The 17024-nt window shown below is 73.0% G+C and carries 10 protein-coding genes; 3 read left to right on the top strand and 7 right to left on the bottom strand.

Annotated elements, in window-relative coordinates; all coding sequences use genetic code 11:
- Positions 1 to 56: 56 nt before the first annotated feature.
- The gene (locus AC0665_RS03590; RefSeq protein ID WP_478604662.1) at positions 57 to 3398 is read right to left on the bottom strand and encodes an ATP-dependent helicase; all 3342 of its coding nucleotides are present in this window, start codon (positions 3396 to 3398) and stop codon (positions 57 to 59) included.
- 266 nt (positions 3399 to 3664) lie between these two features.
- A complete protein-coding gene (locus AC0665_RS03585; RefSeq protein ID WP_260461299.1) occupies positions 3665 to 4054 on the bottom strand; it encodes an MGMT family protein in 390 nt (129 codons plus the stop codon).
- 186 nt (positions 4055 to 4240) lie between these two features.
- Here AC0665_RS03585 and AC0665_RS03580 point away from each other — a divergent pair, with 186 nt between their 5' ends.
- From AC0665_RS03580 to AC0665_RS03570, 3 genes are all read left to right on the top strand, one after another.
- Positions 4241 to 6970: a lysylphosphatidylglycerol synthase domain-containing protein gene (locus AC0665_RS03580; RefSeq protein WP_478704346.1), complete on the top strand. Its 2730-nt coding sequence runs from the start codon at positions 4241 to 4243 to the stop codon at positions 6968 to 6970.
- Positions 6971 to 7071: 101 nt separating this feature from the next.
- Positions 7072 to 8616, top strand: a complete 1545-nt coding sequence (locus AC0665_RS03575) for an alpha/beta hydrolase (RefSeq protein WP_478704345.1) — start codon at positions 7072 to 7074, stop codon at positions 8614 to 8616.
- Between the two features lie 134 nt (positions 8617 to 8750).
- Positions 8751 to 10220, top strand: coding sequence for an alpha/beta hydrolase (locus AC0665_RS03570; protein ID WP_478704344.1), 1470 nt, complete (start codon positions 8751 to 8753; stop codon positions 10218 to 10220).
- A gap of 71 nt (positions 10221 to 10291) precedes the next feature.
- On the opposite strand, the gene moeZ is transcribed toward AC0665_RS03570, so the two are convergent.
- The 5 genes from moeZ to AC0665_RS03545 form a co-directional block, all read right to left on the bottom strand.
- On the bottom strand, positions 10292 to 11470 hold the full coding sequence (moeZ, locus tag AC0665_RS03565; RefSeq protein ID WP_363117154.1) for an adenylyltransferase/sulfurtransferase MoeZ: 1179 nt from the start codon (positions 11468 to 11470) through the stop codon (positions 10292 to 10294).
- A gap of 63 nt (positions 11471 to 11533) precedes the next feature.
- Positions 11534 to 12283 (bottom strand): spherulation-specific family 4 protein, encoded by a 750-nt coding sequence (locus AC0665_RS03560; RefSeq protein ID WP_478704343.1) that lies wholly within the window; start codon positions 12281 to 12283, stop codon positions 11534 to 11536.
- Positions 12271 to 13230: an NAD-dependent epimerase/dehydratase family protein gene (locus AC0665_RS03555; RefSeq protein WP_478604676.1), complete on the bottom strand. Its 960-nt coding sequence runs from the start codon at positions 13228 to 13230 to the stop codon at positions 12271 to 12273. The genes AC0665_RS03560 and AC0665_RS03555 overlap by 13 nt, the downstream gene beginning before the upstream one ends.
- 165 nt (positions 13231 to 13395) lie before the next feature.
- Positions 13396 to 14625 carry a hypothetical protein gene (locus AC0665_RS03550; protein ID WP_478704427.1) on the bottom strand — a complete coding sequence of 410 codons (1230 nt, stop codon included), beginning with the start codon at positions 14623 to 14625 and terminating at the stop codon, positions 13396 to 13398.
- A 560-nt stretch (positions 14626 to 15185) separates the two neighbouring features.
- Complete coding sequence (locus AC0665_RS03545) at positions 15186 to 16895, bottom strand: DUF3492 domain-containing protein (RefSeq protein WP_478704342.1); 1710 nt, start codon at positions 16893 to 16895, stop codon at positions 15186 to 15188.
- Between the last annotated feature and the right edge of the window lie 129 nt (positions 16896 to 17024).

The following is a 17024-nucleotide window of genomic DNA, read 5'->3' as shown; positions in this document are numbered from 1 at the left end:
CCGAAATCGACCTCAGGGGCGGAAGGAGCGCAGGTCAGCACGTGTGGTGCGTTACCTCACTCGACGACGTGACGCCCCTCTTGCCGCGCGCTGCACGAGGCCCGGAAGGCGCAGTGCGTGCAGTGCTGGCCGGCGGTCGGGGTGAACCGTTCGTCGAGGACCTTGCCCGCGGCGGTGGCCAGCAGGTCGCCGACCCACTCCCCCTCCAGCGGCTCCTGGGCCTGCACCTTGGGCAGGGTCTCGCCGCCGTCGCGCTTGGCCGCTCCCTGCCGGAGGTGGACGAGTTCGGCGCCGCCCGGCTCGGGGCGTACGCCGTCGAAGGCGTCGTCGACGGCACCCTCGCGGACGGCCAGCTGGTAGACGGCGAGCTGCGGGTGCCGCTCCACCTCGTGGGAACTGGGCGCCTGCTTGCCGGTCTTGAAGTCGACCACATAGGCGCGGCCTTCACCATCCGCCTCGACCCGGTCCATCTGGCCGCGGATGCGCACCTGGTAGTCGCCCGCTTCGAGGGTGACGTCGAAGTCGTGCTCGCTGGCCACCGGGGTACGCCCGGTGCGGTTCATGACGTGCCACTGGAGGAACCGTTCGAGCGCCACGCGCGCGTTGTCCTTCTCCTGGGCCGACTTCCACGGCGCGTCGAAGGCGAGGGCGTTCCACACGGAGTCGAGGCGTTCCATGAGGACGCCGAGGTCGGCCGGGGTGCGCCCGGAGGCGACCTCGTCGGCGAGGACGTGCACCACGTTGCCGAAGCCCTGGGCGGCCGTCGCGGGCGCGTCGGCCTTCACCTCGCGGCCGAGGAACCACTGAAGGGCACAGGTGTTGGCCAGTTGGTCGAGGGCGCTGCCGGAGAGCACCACGGGCTGATCGCGGTCGCGCAGCGGCACCTTGGACTCGGTCGGCTCGAACATGCCCCACCAGCGGTAGGGGTGCGCGGACGGCACCAGGGGGCGGCCGTCCTCGTCGGCGAGGGCGGCGAGCCGGGCCAGGCGGTGCGCGGCGGCCTCCCGCAGGGCGTCGGAGACGCGCGGATCGACCGTGGTGGCGCGCAGTTCGGCGACGAGTGCGGCGACGGACAGCGGGCGGCGGGGGCGTCCCGTGACGTCCTTGGGCTCGACGCCTAGTTCGGTCAGGAAGCGGGAGGGCTGGTCGCCGTCGTCCGCGGGGGCCTTCACCGCGGTGACGACGAGGCGTTCACGCGCGCGCGTGGCGGCCACGTAGAACAGGCGTCGTTCCTCGGCGAGCAGCGCGCCGGGGGTGAGGGGTTCGGCGAGTCCGTCGCGGCCGATGCGGTCGGCCTCCAGGAGGGAACCACGGCGGCGCAGGTCCGGCCACAGGCCCTCCTGGACGCCCGCGACGACCACCAGGCGCCACTCCAGGCCCTTGGAGCGGTGCGCGGTCATCAGGCGGACGGCGTCGGGGCGTACGGCACGCCGGGTGAGGGTGTCGGCGGCGATGTCCTCGGCGTCGATCTCCTCCAGGAAGTTGAGGGCGCCCCGGCCGCCGATGCGCTCCTCGGCGCGGGCGGCGGTGGCGAACAGGGCGCAGACGGCGTCCAGGTCGCGGTCCGCGTTGCGCCCGGCGGCGCCGCCCCGGCGGGCGGCCCGCTCCAGCCGGCCGGGCCAGGGTGTGCCCTCCCACAGGTCCCACAGCGCCTCTTCGGCGGTGCCGCCGCCGGCCAGGCGCTCGCGGGCCTTGCGCAGCAGCGCGCCGAGGCGCTGGGCCCCACGCGCGTACGTGGGGTCGTGCACGGTCAGGCGTTCCGGTTCGGCGAGCGCCCGTGCGAGCAGCACGTCCGAGGGCGGCGGCAAGGGGTTGCCCGCTGCGCGTTCCTCGTCGCGCAGGGCGCGGCCGAGGCGGCGCAGGTCGGCGGCGTCCATGCCGGCCAGGGGGGAGGTGAGGAGGGTGAGGGCGGTTTCGGTGTCGAGCCAGGAGGTGTCCTGGCGTGGGGCGGGGGCGTCCTCGGGCGGATCATCCGGCTCGGGCTCCTGGGCCTCGGGGGTTCCGGCCTCCGCCGCGGCCACCGCCCGCAGTGCCGTCAGCAGCGGTGCGACCGCCGGTTCGTGCCGCAGCGGCACGTCGTCTCCGTCGACGTCCACGGGGACGCCCGCCGACGTGAGGGCGCGGCGGAACGCGGGGATGGTGCGCGAGCCGGCGCGCACCAGCACGGCCATGTCGCGCCACGGGACGCCGTCCTCGAGGTGAGCCCTGCGGAGGATGTCGGCGATGTTGTCCAGCTCCGTCCCGGACGTCGGGTACGTGTACACCTCGACGTGGCCGCCGTCGCGCACGGGGGCGAGTTCGCGGTGGGCGCGCACCTTCTCGGCGGGCAGGCGGGTCAGCGGCATGCGCTGGGTGAGCAGCCGGGTGGCGGCCAGCAGGCCGGCGCCGGAGCGGCGGGACGTGCGCAGCACCGAGACGGGGGCCGGGCGGCCGTCCGTGCGCGGGAAGGCGTGCGGGAAGTCCAGGATGCCGTTCACGTCGGCGCCGCGGAACGCGTAGATCGACTGGTCGGGGTCGCCGAAGGCCACGAGGGTGCGGCCGCCGCCTGCCAGAGCCTCCAGCAGCCGCACCTGGGCGGGGTCCGTGTCCTGGTACTCGTCGACGTAGACGGCGTCGTACCGGGCGGCGAGCCATGCGGCGACGTCGGGGCGGCGGGCGAGGAGCACCGCGCGGTGGACGAGCTCCGCGTAGTCGATCACGCCCTGGAGGTCGAGCACGTCGAGGTACTCGGCGAGGAAGGCGGCCGCGGCACGCCAGTCGGGGCGCCCCGTGCGGCGGGCGAAGGCGTCCAGGGCGTCGGGGCCCAGGCCCAGCTCGCGGCTGCGGGCGAGGACCGCGCGGACCTCGTCGGCGAAACCGCGGGTGGTCAGGCAGGCGCGCAGTTCGTCCGGCCAGCGCACGTGGGCGAGCCCCAGCCGTTCCAGCTCGGTCTGGCCCGCGAGCAGCTCGCGCACGGAGACGTCCTGCTCGGGGCCGGACAGCAGCCGCAGCGGCTCCACGAACAGGTCGCTGTCCTGGTGGGCTCGGACCAGGGCGTAGCAGAACGAGTGGAAGGTGGTCGCCCGGGGCGCGCGGGCCGCCCCGGTGCGCAGGGCCATGCGGTCGCGCAGTTCGACGGCCGCGCGGCGGCTGAACGTGAGCACCAGGACGCGCTCGGGATCCGCGCCCCGGGCGACGCGCCGGGCCACGGACTCCACGAGCGTGGTGGTCTTGCCGGTGCCCGGACCTGCCAGGACGAGCAGCGGGCCGCCCGGGTGGTCAACCACGGAGCGCTGTGAGGCGTCCAGACGAGGGGGGTCCACCCGGGCAGGAGGGGTACGTACCAGTCGGTAAGCGCCACGGCTCCCCCGCCGTACCCGGGGGTGCGACAGGCCGCTGGTGAAGGAAGAGGAGCTCACGTGGTTCGCCGGTTCTGGTGGAAGTGCTGGTTGGCGGGCCCCCGCGTGTGTCGGGCGGTGGCCGCGAGGTGACGGGGGCACGCGCAGCCGACGCTACGCCGGGCGATGAGGCGGAAGCAGGGCTTCCCCTTTTTCCCGCCGGTCACTGCCGGCACGCCTGGCACCCATGCCCCTCGCCTCACGAACGTACGTCATCCCCCCGGTGTGCCCCGATTCCCCCGTACGGATCACGGGTCACACGAGAGGCCGTCCGATGGCGGAAGCTGTCAGGTGTGACCCTCCGCGCGATCGCCGCCGTCCCACCGCGCCCGTCTCATGTCGATGCGCGGCAGGTGGCCCTCGGCGGCGCGGCTCGCCTCCTTCAGGGGCGTGCCCTCCGCCCGGTAGTGGCCGAGCGCCCGCTGCTCGTGCCCGGGCAGCAGGACGCCGTCCGCGCGGACGACCCGCCACCACGGAGCGGCTCCCCCGTAGAGCGCCATCACGCGGCCGACCTGCCGCGGGCCGCCCTGCTCCAGCCACTCGGCGACGTCCCCGTAGGTCATGACACGGCCCGGCGGGATCAGTTCGGCGACGTCGAGGACCCGCTCGGCGTACTCGGGCAGCGCTTGCGCGGGCCCGTCCTCGTACCGGCCCCCCTCAGGGCTCTGCTCACTCATCCGTCCCATCCTGCCGCACCCCACCGACAACGGGCCTGGGGCGTTCCCGGGCGTTCTCCCCGCCCGGCGGGAGCGCGTCGGGCAGACTGTCCGCCCCCGCATGTGCACCCTGAATGCCCCGTGTGCCGGTGCGGCATGCCACCATCGTGCGGGCGGTGATCGGTGATACGAGACCAAGAAGAGACGATGAAGCAGCAGGGTGCGCACCCGGAGGGGACGGACGCCACCTCTGACGCTTCGTCGCGCCCGGCCGCTCCGGACGACGGCCCCAAGGGGGCCGCGAAGAAGCCCCGCACGGCCGGCGAGGAGCCCGACTTCGCGCACATCGACGAGGTGGAGGGCGACGAACCGCTGCTCCCCGCGCGCGTGCACCGCCCGTCAGACCTGATGCGCCTGCTGGTGGGCGTGCTCGCCGTCGCGATCCTGATCGGGATCGCCGCGTTCGCGCACGGCACCACCTCGGGCCTCGAACAGGACATCAACAAGGGCACCGGACAGGCCCCGGACCTGCTCATCAAGATCGCGGGACTGGCCTCCAGCATCGCGATCCTGCTGGTGCCGGTCGCCTTCGCCATCGAGCGGCTGATCAAGCGGGACGGGCTGCGGATCGCCGACGGCGTCCTGGCGGCGGTCCTCGCACACGGTGTGACCCTCGCCACCGACCTGTGGGTCGCCCGGGCCGCGCCCGACTCGATCCAGGAGGCGCTCACCCAGCCCTCCCCCGGCGACATCCACGCGCTGACCGACCCCGTGCACGGCTATCTGGCCCCGGTCATCGCCTACATGACGGCCGTCGGCATGTCGCGCAGACCCAGGTGGCGCGCGGTGCTGTGGGTCGTGCTGCTCCTCGACGCCTTCTCGATGCTCGTCACCGGCTACACGACTCCGTTCTCGATCATCCTGACGGTGCTGATCGGCTGGACCGTGGCCTACGGCACCCTCTACGCGGTCGGCTCGCCCAACGTCCGGCCCACCGGGCAGACGCTGATGGCCGGTCTGCGGACCGTGGGATTCCGCCCGGTCAGCGCGTCCCGCGAGGACACCTCGGACAACCCGGACGCCGGAGACCGGGGCCGGCGCTACTTCGTCACTCTCGAGGACGGTCCGCCCCTGGACGTGACCGTGGTCGACCGGGAGCAGCAGGCGCAGGGGTTCTTCTACCGCGCCTGGCGCAACCTCACCCTGCGCGGCTTCGCCACCCGCAGCAGCCTCCAGTCGCTGCGGCAGGCCCTGGAGCAGGAGGCGCTGCTGGCGTACGCGGCCATCGCGGCCGGTGCCAACGCCCCCAAGCTGATCGCCACCTCCGAGCTCGGCCCGGACGCGGTGATGCTCGTCTACGAGCACAGCGGCGGGCGCACCCTCGACTCGCTGCCGGACGAGGAGATCACCGACGACCTGCTGCGGGACACCTGGCACCAGGTGAAGGCCCTGCAGTCGCGGCGCATCGCGCACCGCAGGCTGGTGGGAGACGCGATCCTGGTGGATCGTTCCGGCACGGTGATCCTCACCGACCTGCGCGTCGGCGAGATCGCGGCCGGCGATCTGCTGCTGCGCATGGACACCTCCCAGCTGCTGGTGACCCTCGGCCTGCGGGTGGGCGCCGAGCGTGCGGTGGCCTCGGCGGTGGGCGTGCTCGGCCCCGACGCGGTCGCGGACTGCCTGCCGATGCTCCAGCCCATCGCGCTCAGCCGTTCCACGCGCGCGACGCTGCGCAGACTGGCCCGGGAGCGGGCGCAGCGCGAGCGGGACGCGGTGCTGGAGGCGTCCCGGCAGGCCAAGCAGGCCCGGCTGGAGGAGGACGCGGACGAGTCCGCGTCCGTGCTGGAGAAGCCCGACAAGAAGGCCGTGCGGGCGGAGCAGCGGGCCGAGAAGCGGGCGATCGACGAGGCCCTGGAAGAGGCGCGCGAGGAGGACCTGCTCACGCAGATCCGGCACGCGGTGCTGCGGATCAGGCCGCAGGCACCCGTCGAGCCGGCCCGGCTGGAGCGGGTGCGTCCGCGCACCCTGATCAGTTTCATCGCGGGTGCGATCGGCGCGTACTTCCTGCTGACGCAGCTCACGCACATCGAGTTCGGGCCGCTCATCGCGCACGCCGAGTGGGGCTGGGTCGCCGCGGCTGTGCTGTTCTCGATGTGCAGCTACGTCGCCGCGGCGATGGCCCTGCTGGGATTCGTGCCCGAGCGGGTGCCGTTCGTGCGGACCGTGGCGGCCCAGGTCGCCGGGTCGTTCGTGAAGATCGTCGCCCCGGCGGCGGTGGGCGGTGTGGCGCTCAACACGCGCTTCCTGCAGCGCGCGGGAGTGCGGCCGGGGCTCGCGGTGGCGAGTGTCGGCGCGTCGCAGCTGTTCGGGCTCGGCTGTCACATCCTGATGCTGCTGTCGTTCGGCTACCTGACCGGCACCGAGAAGACGCCCTCGCTGTCGCCTTCCCGGACGGTCATCGCCGGTCTGCTGACGGTGGCGGTGCTGGTGCTGGTGGTCACGTCGGTGCCGTTCCTGCGGAAGTTCGTCGTCACGCGCGTGCGGTCGCTGTTCGCTGGTGTCGTACCGCGCATGCTCGACGTGCTCCAGCGGCCGCAGAAGCTGGTCACGGGCATCGGCGGCATGCTGCTGCTGACCGCCTGCTTCGTGATGTGCCTGGACGCGTCGATCCGCGCGTTCGGTGACGAGTCGACCTCGATCAGCATCGCCAGCGTCGCCGTCGTCTTCCTCGCGGGCAACGCCCTCGGGTCCGCGGCGCCGACCCCGGGTGGTGTGGGCGCGGTCGAGGCGACCCTGACGGTCGGTCTGATCGCCGTCGGGCTGCCCAAGGAGGTCGCGGCACCGGCGGTCCTGCTGTTCCGCCTGCTGACCCTGTGGCTGCCCGTGCTGCCTGGCTGGCTGGCCTTCACCCACCTCACCCGCAAACAGGCCCTCTGACGCGACCGGGGCGAAAGCGCCCCGTCGGCCCCGCCGGTCACTACTCCCTCATACGGCACGCGTCCCGCGCGCCCCGCCCGGGGCCGCCGCAGGATGGAACCATGCCAACCCGCCTCCGGCTGCGCGCCGCCGCCCTGACCGCCTCCGCCGTGCTGCTCTCCAGCGTGCTGGCGGGCTGCGGCGACGACGCCCAGGACGTGGACGTGACCCGGCAGGAACTGAGCTGGAAGGCCTGCCCGGCCCCGGACGAGGCCCAGGGCGGTGGCCCGGCGCCCACTCCCCTGCCGGACGACGGTGAGTGGCAGTGCGCGACGATGAAGGCCCCGCTCGACTGGAGCGACCCCAAGGGCGACACCATCGGCCTCGAACTGATCAGGGTCCAGAGCACCGGCGCCGGGAACGAACGCATCGGCTCGCTCGTCTTCAACTTCGGCGGCCCCGGCGGCTCGGGCGTCGCCACGCTGCCCGCCTTCGCCAAGGACTACGAGAAACTGCGCACGCGCTACGACCTGGTCAGCTTCGACCCGCGCGGCGTCGGCCGCAGCGACCCCGTGATCTGCGAGAACGACCAGCAGCTCGACGCCTACTTCCAGCAGGACGGCACCCCCGACGACGCCGCCGAGCGCACCCAGCTCCTGGACAGCACCAAGGAGTTCAACGACGCCTGCGAGCAGGAGTCGAAGAAGATCCTCCCGCACGTGCGCACCACCGACGCGGCCCGCGACCTGGACCTGATGCGCCATGTCCTCGGCGATGACAAGCTGCACTACTTCGGCATCTCCTACGGCACCGAACTGGGCGGCGTCTACGCCCACCTCTTCCCCCGGCGGGTCGGCCGTGCCGTGTTCGACGCCGTCGTCGATCCCACCCGTGACCCCGAAGAGAGCACGCTCGGGCAGACCAAGGGCTTCCAGCTCGCGCTCGACAACTTCGCCGAGGACTGTGTGTCGAAGACCGAGGAGTGCCCGATCGGGGACAGCGCGCAGGACGTGAAGAACCGTATCGCCACGCTGCTGAAGGACCTCGACGGCAATCCGATCCAGGGGATCTTCCCCCGCCGGCTGACCCAGACCGCGGCGACCAGCGGCATCTTGCAGGCCCTGTACTCGAAGGACTTCTGGGAGTTCCTCACCGAGGGTCTGGAAGAGGCGTACGACGGTGACGGCAGCACGCTGATGCTGCTCTCGGACTCGATGAACGGTCGCAGCGAGAACGGCGAGTACGACAACTCGACCGCCGCCTTCACCGCCATCAGCTGCGCCGACGCCAAACCGCGTTACGACGCCGCCTACGTCGAGCGTCGGCTGCCGGAGTTCCGGGCCGCGTCACCGCTGTTCGGCGACTCCCTGGCCTGGGGCATGATCGGCTGCACCGACTGGGCCGTGGCGGGCGCGGCCGACCATCCGGACGTGAGCGCTCCGGGTTCGGCGCCCATCCTGGTCGTCGGCAACACCGGTGACCCGGCCACGCCGTACGAGGGCGCGAAGGCGATGGTGAACGCGCTGGGCAAGGGCGTCGGTGTCGAGCTCACGTACCGGGGTCAGGGGCATGGCGCCTACGACAGCAAGAACCCGTGCGTGCAGGGTGCGGTGAACGGTTATCTGCTGGACGGGAAGGTGCCGCCGACGGGAACCGTCTGCACCTGACACCCCAACACTCGCAACAAACATGCAGGTCAGAGGGTTATCCACAGGCCGAAACGGCCGGAGTGGGGATCTGCCTACCATGGCCTGACGCCATCCGCGGCACCGAGCGGACGGCCTGCGAGGGGGGATGGGCAATGACGCGCTACGTTCGGTGGACCGCTCTGGCGGTCGCCTCGGCCCTGCTGGCCGCCGGTTGCGGCGGCGGTTCGTCCGACGACGACAAGAGCGGCCTGGCGTGGAGCCGCTGCAAGGCCACCGCCGACGCTCCCGCGCCCAGCAGCGAATGGCAGTGCGCGACGCTGAAGGTGCCGCTGGACTGGTCGAAGCCGGACGGCGAGACGATCGGTCTGGCACTGATCCGCGCCAGGGCCCGCGGCGAGGACCGCGCCGGATCGCTGCTGTTCAACTTCGGCGGCCCGGGTGCCTCGGGCGTGTCCATGATGCCGTCGTACGCCCCGACCGTCTCCTCACTCCGTGAGCGGTACGACCTGGTGAGCTGGGACCCGCGCGGTGTGGGCGCCAGCGAAGGGGTGCGCTGCCGCGGCGACAAGGAGATCCAGGCCGCCGAATCGGTGGACGCCACACCGGACACCCCGGCCGAGGAGAAGGCGTACTTCGCGGACGCCGCCGCCTTCGCCAAGGGCTGCCAGAAGGACGCCGGGAAGCTGATGGCGCACGTGTCGACCGCCGACTCCGCCCGCGACATGGACCGCATCCGGAAAGCCCTCGGCGACGCCAGGACGAACTACTTCGGCATCTCCTACGGCACCGAACTGGGCGGCACCTACGCCCACCTCTTCCCCAGGAACGTGGGGCGCATGACGCTGGACGCGGTCGTCGACCCCACCGCCGACACCGTGGGCCACGCCCGGAACCAGGCCCAGGGCTTCCAACGCGCGCTGAACGGCTACCTCGCATCCACCGGCCAGGACCCCCGGGCGGGTTCACGGAAGATCGCGGCCCTGCTGCGACGGATCGACGCGCGCCCCCTGCCCACGGGCACACCCGGGCGGAAGCTGACGCAGAGCCTCGCGATCACCGGCATCATCCTGCCGCTGTACAGCAAGGACAGCTGGCCGGCCCTCACGGGCGCCCTCGAGGCGGCCGAGAAGGGCGACGGCTCGGAGCTGCTGGTCCTCGCCGACCGCTACAACGAACGCGACCCCTCGGGGCGCTACGGCACCACCACCCACTCCCAGCGGGTCATATCGTGCCTGGACGACCGGCAGCGGCCCACCCCGGACGAGACGAAAAAGCTGCTGCCCCGGTTCGAGAAGATCTCTCCGGTCTTCGGCACGTCCCTCGGCTGGGACACGGCCGGCTGGTGCCACGGCTGGCCGGTGGCCGGGCAGCACGACACCCCGGAGGTGAGCGCCCCCGGCGCGGCCCCGATCCTGGTCGTCGGCAACACGGGCGACCCGGCGACCCCCTACGAGGGGGCCCGCAGGATGGCCGGCGAGCTGGGCAAGGGTGTCGGAGTGCTGCTCACCTGGCGCGGCGAGGGGCATGGCGCCTACGGCAGTGGGAGCGACTGCGTCGACTCCACGGTGAACGCGTATCTGCTGGACGGCTCGGTGCCGAAGGACGGCAAGGTCTGCTCATGACGACGGCGGGGGTTCCGGGCGCCCGTGGTGCGCGAAACCCCCGCCGTTCGGAGAGGCGAGCCGGATGCGGCTCAGTAGACCGGCTTGGACGGCTCGATCTGGTTGACCCAGCCGATCACGCCACCGCCGACGTGGACCGCGTCCGAGAAGCCCGCGGACTTGAGGACCGCGAGGACTTCCGCACTGCGGACACCCGTCTTGCAGTGCAGGACGATCTTCTTGTCCTGCGGGAGGCTCTCCAGGGCGGTGCCCATGAGGAACTCGTTCTTCGGGATCAGGCGGGCGCCCGGGATGGAGACGATCTCGTACTCGTTCGGCTCGCGGACGTCGATGATGTCGATGCTCTCGCCGTCGTCGATCCACTCCTTGAGCTGCTTGGGAGTGATCGTCGAGTCGGCGGCCGCCGCCTGGGCCTCCTCGGAGACGACGCCGCAGAAGGCCTCGTAGTCGATGAGTTCGGTGACGGTCGGGTTCTCGCCGCAGACCGCGCAGTTCGGGTCCTTGCGGACCTTGACCTGGCGGTACTGCATCTCCAGGGCGTCGTAGATCATCAGCCGGCCCACCAGCGGCTCACCGATGCCGGCGAGGAGCTTGATGGCCTCGTTGACCTGGATGGAGCCGATGGAGGCGCACAGCACGCCCAGGACACCGCCCTCGGCGCAGGAGGGGACCATGCCGGGGGGCGGGGGCTCCGGGTACAGGCAGCGGTAGCAGGGACCGTGCTCGGACCAGAAGACGGACGCCTGGCCGTCGAAGCGGTAGATCGAACCCCATACGTACGGCTTGTTCAGCAGCACGCAGGCGTCGTTGACGAGGTAGCGGGTCGCGAAGTTGTCCGTGCCGTCGACGATCAGGTCGTACTGGCTGAAGATGTCCATCACGTTGTCGGCCTCGAGCCGCTCCTCGTGAAGGATCACGTTCACGTACGGGTTGATGCCCTGGACGCTGTCGCGGGCGGACTCGGCCTTCGAGCGGCCGATGTCGGCCTGGCTGTGGATGATCTGGCGCTGCAGGTTCGACTCGTCGACCTCGTCGAACTCCACGATGCCGAGGGTGCCGACGCCCGCGGCGGCCAGGTACATCAGCGCCGGCGAGCCCAGGCCGCCGGCGCCCACACACAGCACCTTGGCGTTCTTCAGCCGCTTCTGCCCGTCCATCCCCACGTCGGGGATGATCAGGTGGCGGGAGTACCTGCGGACCTCGTCTACGGTGAGCTCGGAAGCCGGCTCGACCAGGGGTGGCAGCGACACGGGGACTCCGTTGGTCGGTCAATCACTACGGTTGTTCTCCCCGTAACAGTGCCATGCCCTTTTTCATTCCGAGACACCTGTTCCGACACGCGAGACGAATTCGTCCCAGTAGCCGGGCATGGCTTCCCAGGGGTCGGTGTGGCCGCCCCGGTCCGTGTGGTCGGTGATCCAGACCGTCCCGGCGCCCTGCCGGCGGGCGATGCGCAACGCCTCGGCCAGGTGGGGGTGGGGCACGCCGTGGACGAAGTGGCAGAAGCGCCCGGGCTCATGGCCGGTGGTCCACTCGGCCACCTGCGACCAGCGGTAGTCGCTCCAGGGGCCGGAGAAGGTGACGAGCTGGTCGGCGAGCTCGACGTAGCCGGGGTGCGGGTGGATGCCGTGCCCCAGGACGATGTGGGCAGCGTCACGGATCACCCGCAGCGCGGCGATCGTGCGGCGCACCTCGGGCAGCCCGGCGTGGTCCGCCGGGCAGCGCTCCAGGAGGAACCCGTCGACCTGGTACCAGTCCACGAACCGGTGGGCGTCGGAGATGAGCTCGCCGAAGTTCCGGGTGCCGTACCGGGTGTCGAGATGGCCGAGGACGCGCACGCCCGCGTTGCGCAGACGCCCGGCCGCTTCCAGGCAGTGCGGGTCGGGGCGGGTTCCGGGGCCGTCGGCCACGTTCAGGACCACCCAGTGCAGTGGGGTGCCGGGGCGGGTCAGTTCGCCCCACTCGGTGGGAGCGAGGAGGGGATGCGCGTAACCGGGGACTCCGACGCCGGGGCGGAGTTCCGTGTCCGAGGTGCGCCGCCGGGTGCTGGTCAGATGCGGCATGCCGCCTCCATCCAGATGTCGGCGAGGGACTCCTCCAGTCCGATGCGCGGGCGCCAGCCGAGCCGGTCGCGCGCGGTGCGCACATCGGCCTGCTGCCAGCTGCCGCAGCCGTCCGGGTACGGGAATGCGACGGGCGGTGCGTGGTCCGGGTCGGGGCGAGGATGGCCGATGGCCGGGCGCAGGGCGCCGGGCGGGCCGTCGAGTTCGTGGAGGGCACCGCCGTATCCGGCTACGCGGGCGAGGACAGCGGCGGCGTCGCGCAGACGCACGGCGCGGCCGGAGCCGATGTTGATCACGCCCTGCGCGGCGGACAGCGAGGCGGCGTGGACGGCGCGGGCCACATCGCGGACATCGACGAAGTCGCGCTGTGCGCCGAGGCCGCCGAGCTTCAGTTCGCCGTCGCCTGACTGCATGGCCCGGCGCATGGCCTCGGCGAGACGGCCCAGCGGGGAGCCGGCGGGGGTGCCGGGTCCGGCCGGGGAGAAGACGCGCAGGACGACGGCGTCCAGGCCGGAGCCGAGGACGAGTTCGGTGGCGGCGAGTTTGCTGACGCCGTACGGGCCGCCGGGCCGGGGCACGGCGTCCTCGGCCGTGGACGAGCCGGGCTGGCTCGGGCCGTATTCGGCGCTGCACCCGATCTGCACCAGGCGGGCACCGCAGCCGCTGCGGCGCAGGGCCTCGCAGACGGTGGCCACGGCGACGGTGTTGTGGCGGGTCAGCTCGCGGGCCCCGCCGCGGGTGGCGCCGGCGCAGTTGACGACGACGCCCGGGTGCACCGCGTCGAGGAAGCGGGTGAGGGCGCCGGGGCTGCCGGAGGCGAGGTCGAAGCGGACGTCGGCGTCGTCACCGCGACCGAGGGCGGTGAGTTGAACGGCCGGGTCGGCGAGCAGGCGGTCGGCGACGAAGCGGCCGATGTAGCCGTTGGCTCCGATCAGCAGGACTCTCATCGCGCGGCTCCCCTGTTCGCCGGGGTTCCTGGGTGGGTGATCATGCGGTTCTCCTCGATGCGGGAAGGAAGGGGGATGGGGTGGGGCGGGTGCTGCTGCCTGTGCGGTTCCTGCCTGCGACGGTGGCGCCGGTCCCTGTGGCGGTGGGGCCGTTGCCCGCAGTGGTCACCGCGCGGGCTCCGGCGGTGCGTGGGCCGAGGCCCGGGTCAGCTTGCGGGTGGTGTGGACCAAGAGGGCCAGGGCCGCCGCTCCGCAGGCGAGGGTGGGGACGCTGCCGGCACCCCAGGTGGTGACGAGGGTGTCGGCGGGGGTGGCCAGGAGGCCGAGACCGGGGAGGCGGGAGGCGAAGACGGAGGCGAGGGCGGCCGCCTCAGCCGTGGCCGCCGCGGTGAGGACGACCGCCGGGGCGTAGGTGAAGCCGTACGCGGTGAGGAGCCGGGCGAGGAAGAGGAGGGCGCCCAGGGTGAGGACCTCCGCGTAGGCCGCGGGCTCGTCGAGGTATGTCGCGCAGAGGGTGAGCAGGATCGCCAAGGCCCCCAGGAACAGGGTGATCACGCCGAGCAGGAGGGGCCGGACGGCAGCGGCGAAGTCCTCGAGGCCACGGCTGGCCGCGAGTCGGCGGCGAGCCCGCGTGCTGAAGAAGTGCGCCGTCCAGGCGGCGGGCGCGCAGGCCAGGGCGAGGGCCAGGACCGGGGCGAGGGTGAGGGGCCAGGGGCCGTCGGTCGTGCCGTCGGGCAGCACGTCGGGGCCTCCGGAGAGGGCGCTGGGAAGCAGACCGTTGCCGAGGAGGGAGTAGGTGACGAGCCACAGGGTCCAGGGCGCGGTTCGGCCGTCGGTCGCGCCGGGACGCGGTCCGGGCCGGTCCGCGTCGGTCCTGCTCAGGGGCCCTCGGCGCAGGGCCGCGCGAAGGGCCAGGACCACGGCGAGGACACCGGCAGCGGCCGCGAACAGGCGCGTCCGGCCGTGGGTGAGGTGCATGGCGGTCACGGCGGCGGCGCACAGCGCCCCGGGCAGGAGCGTCAGGAGGGCCCAGTCGGCGCGCACCCGGGGTGCGGCGGGCGGCGCGGGCGGGGGTGTGTCTCCGTCGGGCGAGACGCGGGCGTACATCTCCTCCGCGAGGGAGAAGACGTCCCGGTGGCGGAAGCGGGCGGCGGTCCGGTCGGTGATGCCGTGTGCCTCCAGGCCGGCGGCGATCTCCAGGGGGTCCACCGCACGTTCGCAGAGTTCCCGGTGACGGTGCATCAGCGCTTTCACGGGGTCGGCGGCTCCCCGACGCGGGGTGGACGCCGTGCGGCCGGCGGCCGACTCACGCCGAACGGACGCCGCATCGGGGCCGGGGGCCGCCTCACGCCGCTCTAACGGCACTTCACGGTCGGTGGCCGACTCGCGCTGCACAGCCGCCGCACCGGAGCCGGTCGCCGACTCACGCCGTACAAGGTGCTCTTCGCGGCCGGCGGCCGACTCGCGCTGCACAGCCGCCGCACCGGAGCCGGTCGCCGACTCACGCCGTACAAGGTGCTCTTCGCGGCCGGCGGCCGACTCACGCCGAACGGACGCGGCCTCGTGGTCGACGGCCGACCCACGCCGAACGGACGCGGCCTCGTGGTCGACGGCCGACTCACGCCGAACGGACGCCGCCTCGCGACCAGTCGCCGTCTCACGCCGCCCAAGCGGCACTCCACGGTCGGTAGCCGACTCACGCCGCTCAAGCGGCGGCACTTCGCAGTCGACGCCCGACTCGCACTGCACCGGGGTCTTGCCCCCGGTAGCGGCCCCCTGCTCCCCCGGCGGCGTGTCTTCCCCCCGCTCTCCCCGCTCCACGTCGGTGCCGGGACCGGTTGAGTCCCTGGGCGCCGAAGCCCGCTCCTGCTCCCGCTCCCGCTCCGGGTGGGCCTCCCGCCCCCCGGGGCCCGTCGGGGTCCCCGTTCCCGGACGGTCCAGTTCGCCCAAGTCGTTCATCGCGCTGCCTCCGGGGCGTGGACGGACGTGGTGGCGCGCACGGGGTTGCCCCCCGGCCAGCCGGATGCGCCGCGGGCGAGGCGGGGTGACGCGGCGCTCCAGCGGACCGGCACGTGCGCCTCGGCGGGAACCGCGAACGGCAGCGGATCTCCGGCCCCGTCGAGGACCCGGCGGACGGGCGCACGCGAGACGATCTCCAGGTAGATGCCGTGAAATGCCTCGATGTTCTGCTCGACCGTGAACAGTTCGAGGGCACGGGCGCGAGCGGCGGCACCCAGTCGCGCACGGCGCTCGGGGTCGCGCAACAGCGCCACGCACGCCTCGGCGAGCGCCCGTGGATTGCGCGGCGGCACGACGAGCCCCGTGCCGCCGATGACCTCCACGACCGCGCCGACGTCCGTCGACACCGTCGCGCGCCCGCAGAGCATGGCCTCCACGAGGCTGAGGGGGAAGCCCTCGACGACGCTGGAGAGGACGGTCACGGCGCCCGAGGCGTAGGCGTCGGCGGTGGCCGGGAGTTCGGGGCCGCCGACCTCCTCGAAGGAGACGGGGTTGTCGCCGGCGGTGTGCGGGCCCTCGGCCTCGTCGGGGAAGAGCTGGGCGGCCAGGGTGCGGCAGTGGCCGAGGTAGGCCGCGCCTTCGGGGCCGGCCGGGGCGCCGACGACGCGCAGGCGGGTCTTGGGTTCCCGCTTGCGGATCTCCGCGAAGGCGTGCAGCAGGGAGACCAGGTCCTTGGCGGGCTCGACGCGGCCGACCCAGACGAGTGTGGCCGGGTCGGCGCCGTCCGGGGACTCGCCCACCTCGGCGAAGGGCCGGGCGTTCATGCCGGGGTAGACCGTGCGGAGCTTGTCGCGGTCGGCGCCGCAGCGCTCCTGCCAGCGGCGGGCGTGGGTGTTGCCGGCGGTGACGACCTCGGCACGCCCGTAAGCCTCGGCGGCGAGCCGGCCGTGGAAGGCCGCCAGCAGGGACCGCACGGCGGGCGGGGCGTCGGGGGCGGTGAGGTAGTGGGTGCGCAGGCGCACGCCGTACTCGGTGACCATCAGGGGCACGCCGGTGAAGTGCCGGGCCAGCAGCCCGGACAGGGCGGCGGTGCCGCCGGACGCGGCGTGGCAGAGGTCGACCGCACCGAGCCCGACGTCCTCGTACCAGTCGAGGGAGAGCGGGCGCAGGGTGCGTTCCAGGTGCGCGGCGACGGCGAGTAGATCGGGTACGCGGGCCTCGCGCGCGGAGCGGTGCGCGCCGGGCGCACGACAGGCGCGCTCCAGGGTGCGTACGGCGGCCTCCGAGCGGAGGGCCCCCACCAGCCCGCCCTCGTCGCGGGCGAGTTCGGCGAGCCCGTACAGAGCGTTGGCGAAACGGTCCGCCTCAGAGGCCGGCACACTCCCGGGCTGCCCCGTGGAGGAGGCGCTCCCGGACGCCCCGCAGAGCACGGCGGCCAGTTCCCCGAAGCACTCGGTGAAGCGCCGGCGCGCGCGACGCCCGAGCACCACCTCGTCGTCCTCGGCCGTCCACAGCGGCGCGGTGCGGACCCGGCGGACGTTCGGCGGCAGGGGGATCCAGCCCTCGTCCTCCTGGTGCCGGCTGCGGCTGAGCGCGTAGACGTCGAACTCGTGCTGGGCGAGTCCGTGGACCAGCCGGTCGCACCAGAGCCTGGCGTCACCGCTCACATACGGATAGCCACCCTCCGTAAGCAGTCCGATGCGCACGAGTGCACCCCCGATCTCCCGTATGGGGAGCCGCCGTTGCCCGGCGGCTCGCAGCGGGACGAACGTATGCGGACAAGGCGGTGGTGCGACGGACGGTTGTCCATCGCACCACCAAAAGGGGTGAACGGT

Source organism: Streptomyces sp. NPDC043685 (genome assembly GCF_056436585.1).
This window is presented reverse-complemented; position numbering and strand designations above follow the sequence as displayed.

Bases quoted from the DNA above. Each gene is read 5' to 3' on its own strand.
- AC0665_RS03585 (WP_260461299.1), bottom strand. From the start codon at position 4,054: ATGAGTGAGCAGAGCCCTGAGGGGGGCCGGTACGAGGACGGGCCCGCG.
- AC0665_RS03580 (WP_478704346.1), top strand. From the start codon at position 4,241: ATGAAGCAGCAGGGTGCGCACCCGGAGGGGACGGACGCCACCTCTGAC.
- AC0665_RS03575 (WP_478704345.1), top strand. From the start codon at position 7,072: ATGCCAACCCGCCTCCGGCTGCGCGCCGCCGCCCTGACCGCCTCCGCC.
- AC0665_RS03570 (WP_478704344.1), top strand. From the start codon at position 8,751: ATGACGCGCTACGTTCGGTGGACCGCTCTGGCGGTCGCCTCGGCCCTG.
- AC0665_RS03560 (WP_478704343.1), bottom strand. From the start codon at position 12,283: ATGCCGCATCTGACCAGCACCCGGCGGCGCACCTCGGACACGGAACTC.
- AC0665_RS03555 (WP_478604676.1), bottom strand. From the start codon at position 13,230: ATGAGAGTCCTGCTGATCGGAGCCAACGGCTACATCGGCCGCTTCGTC.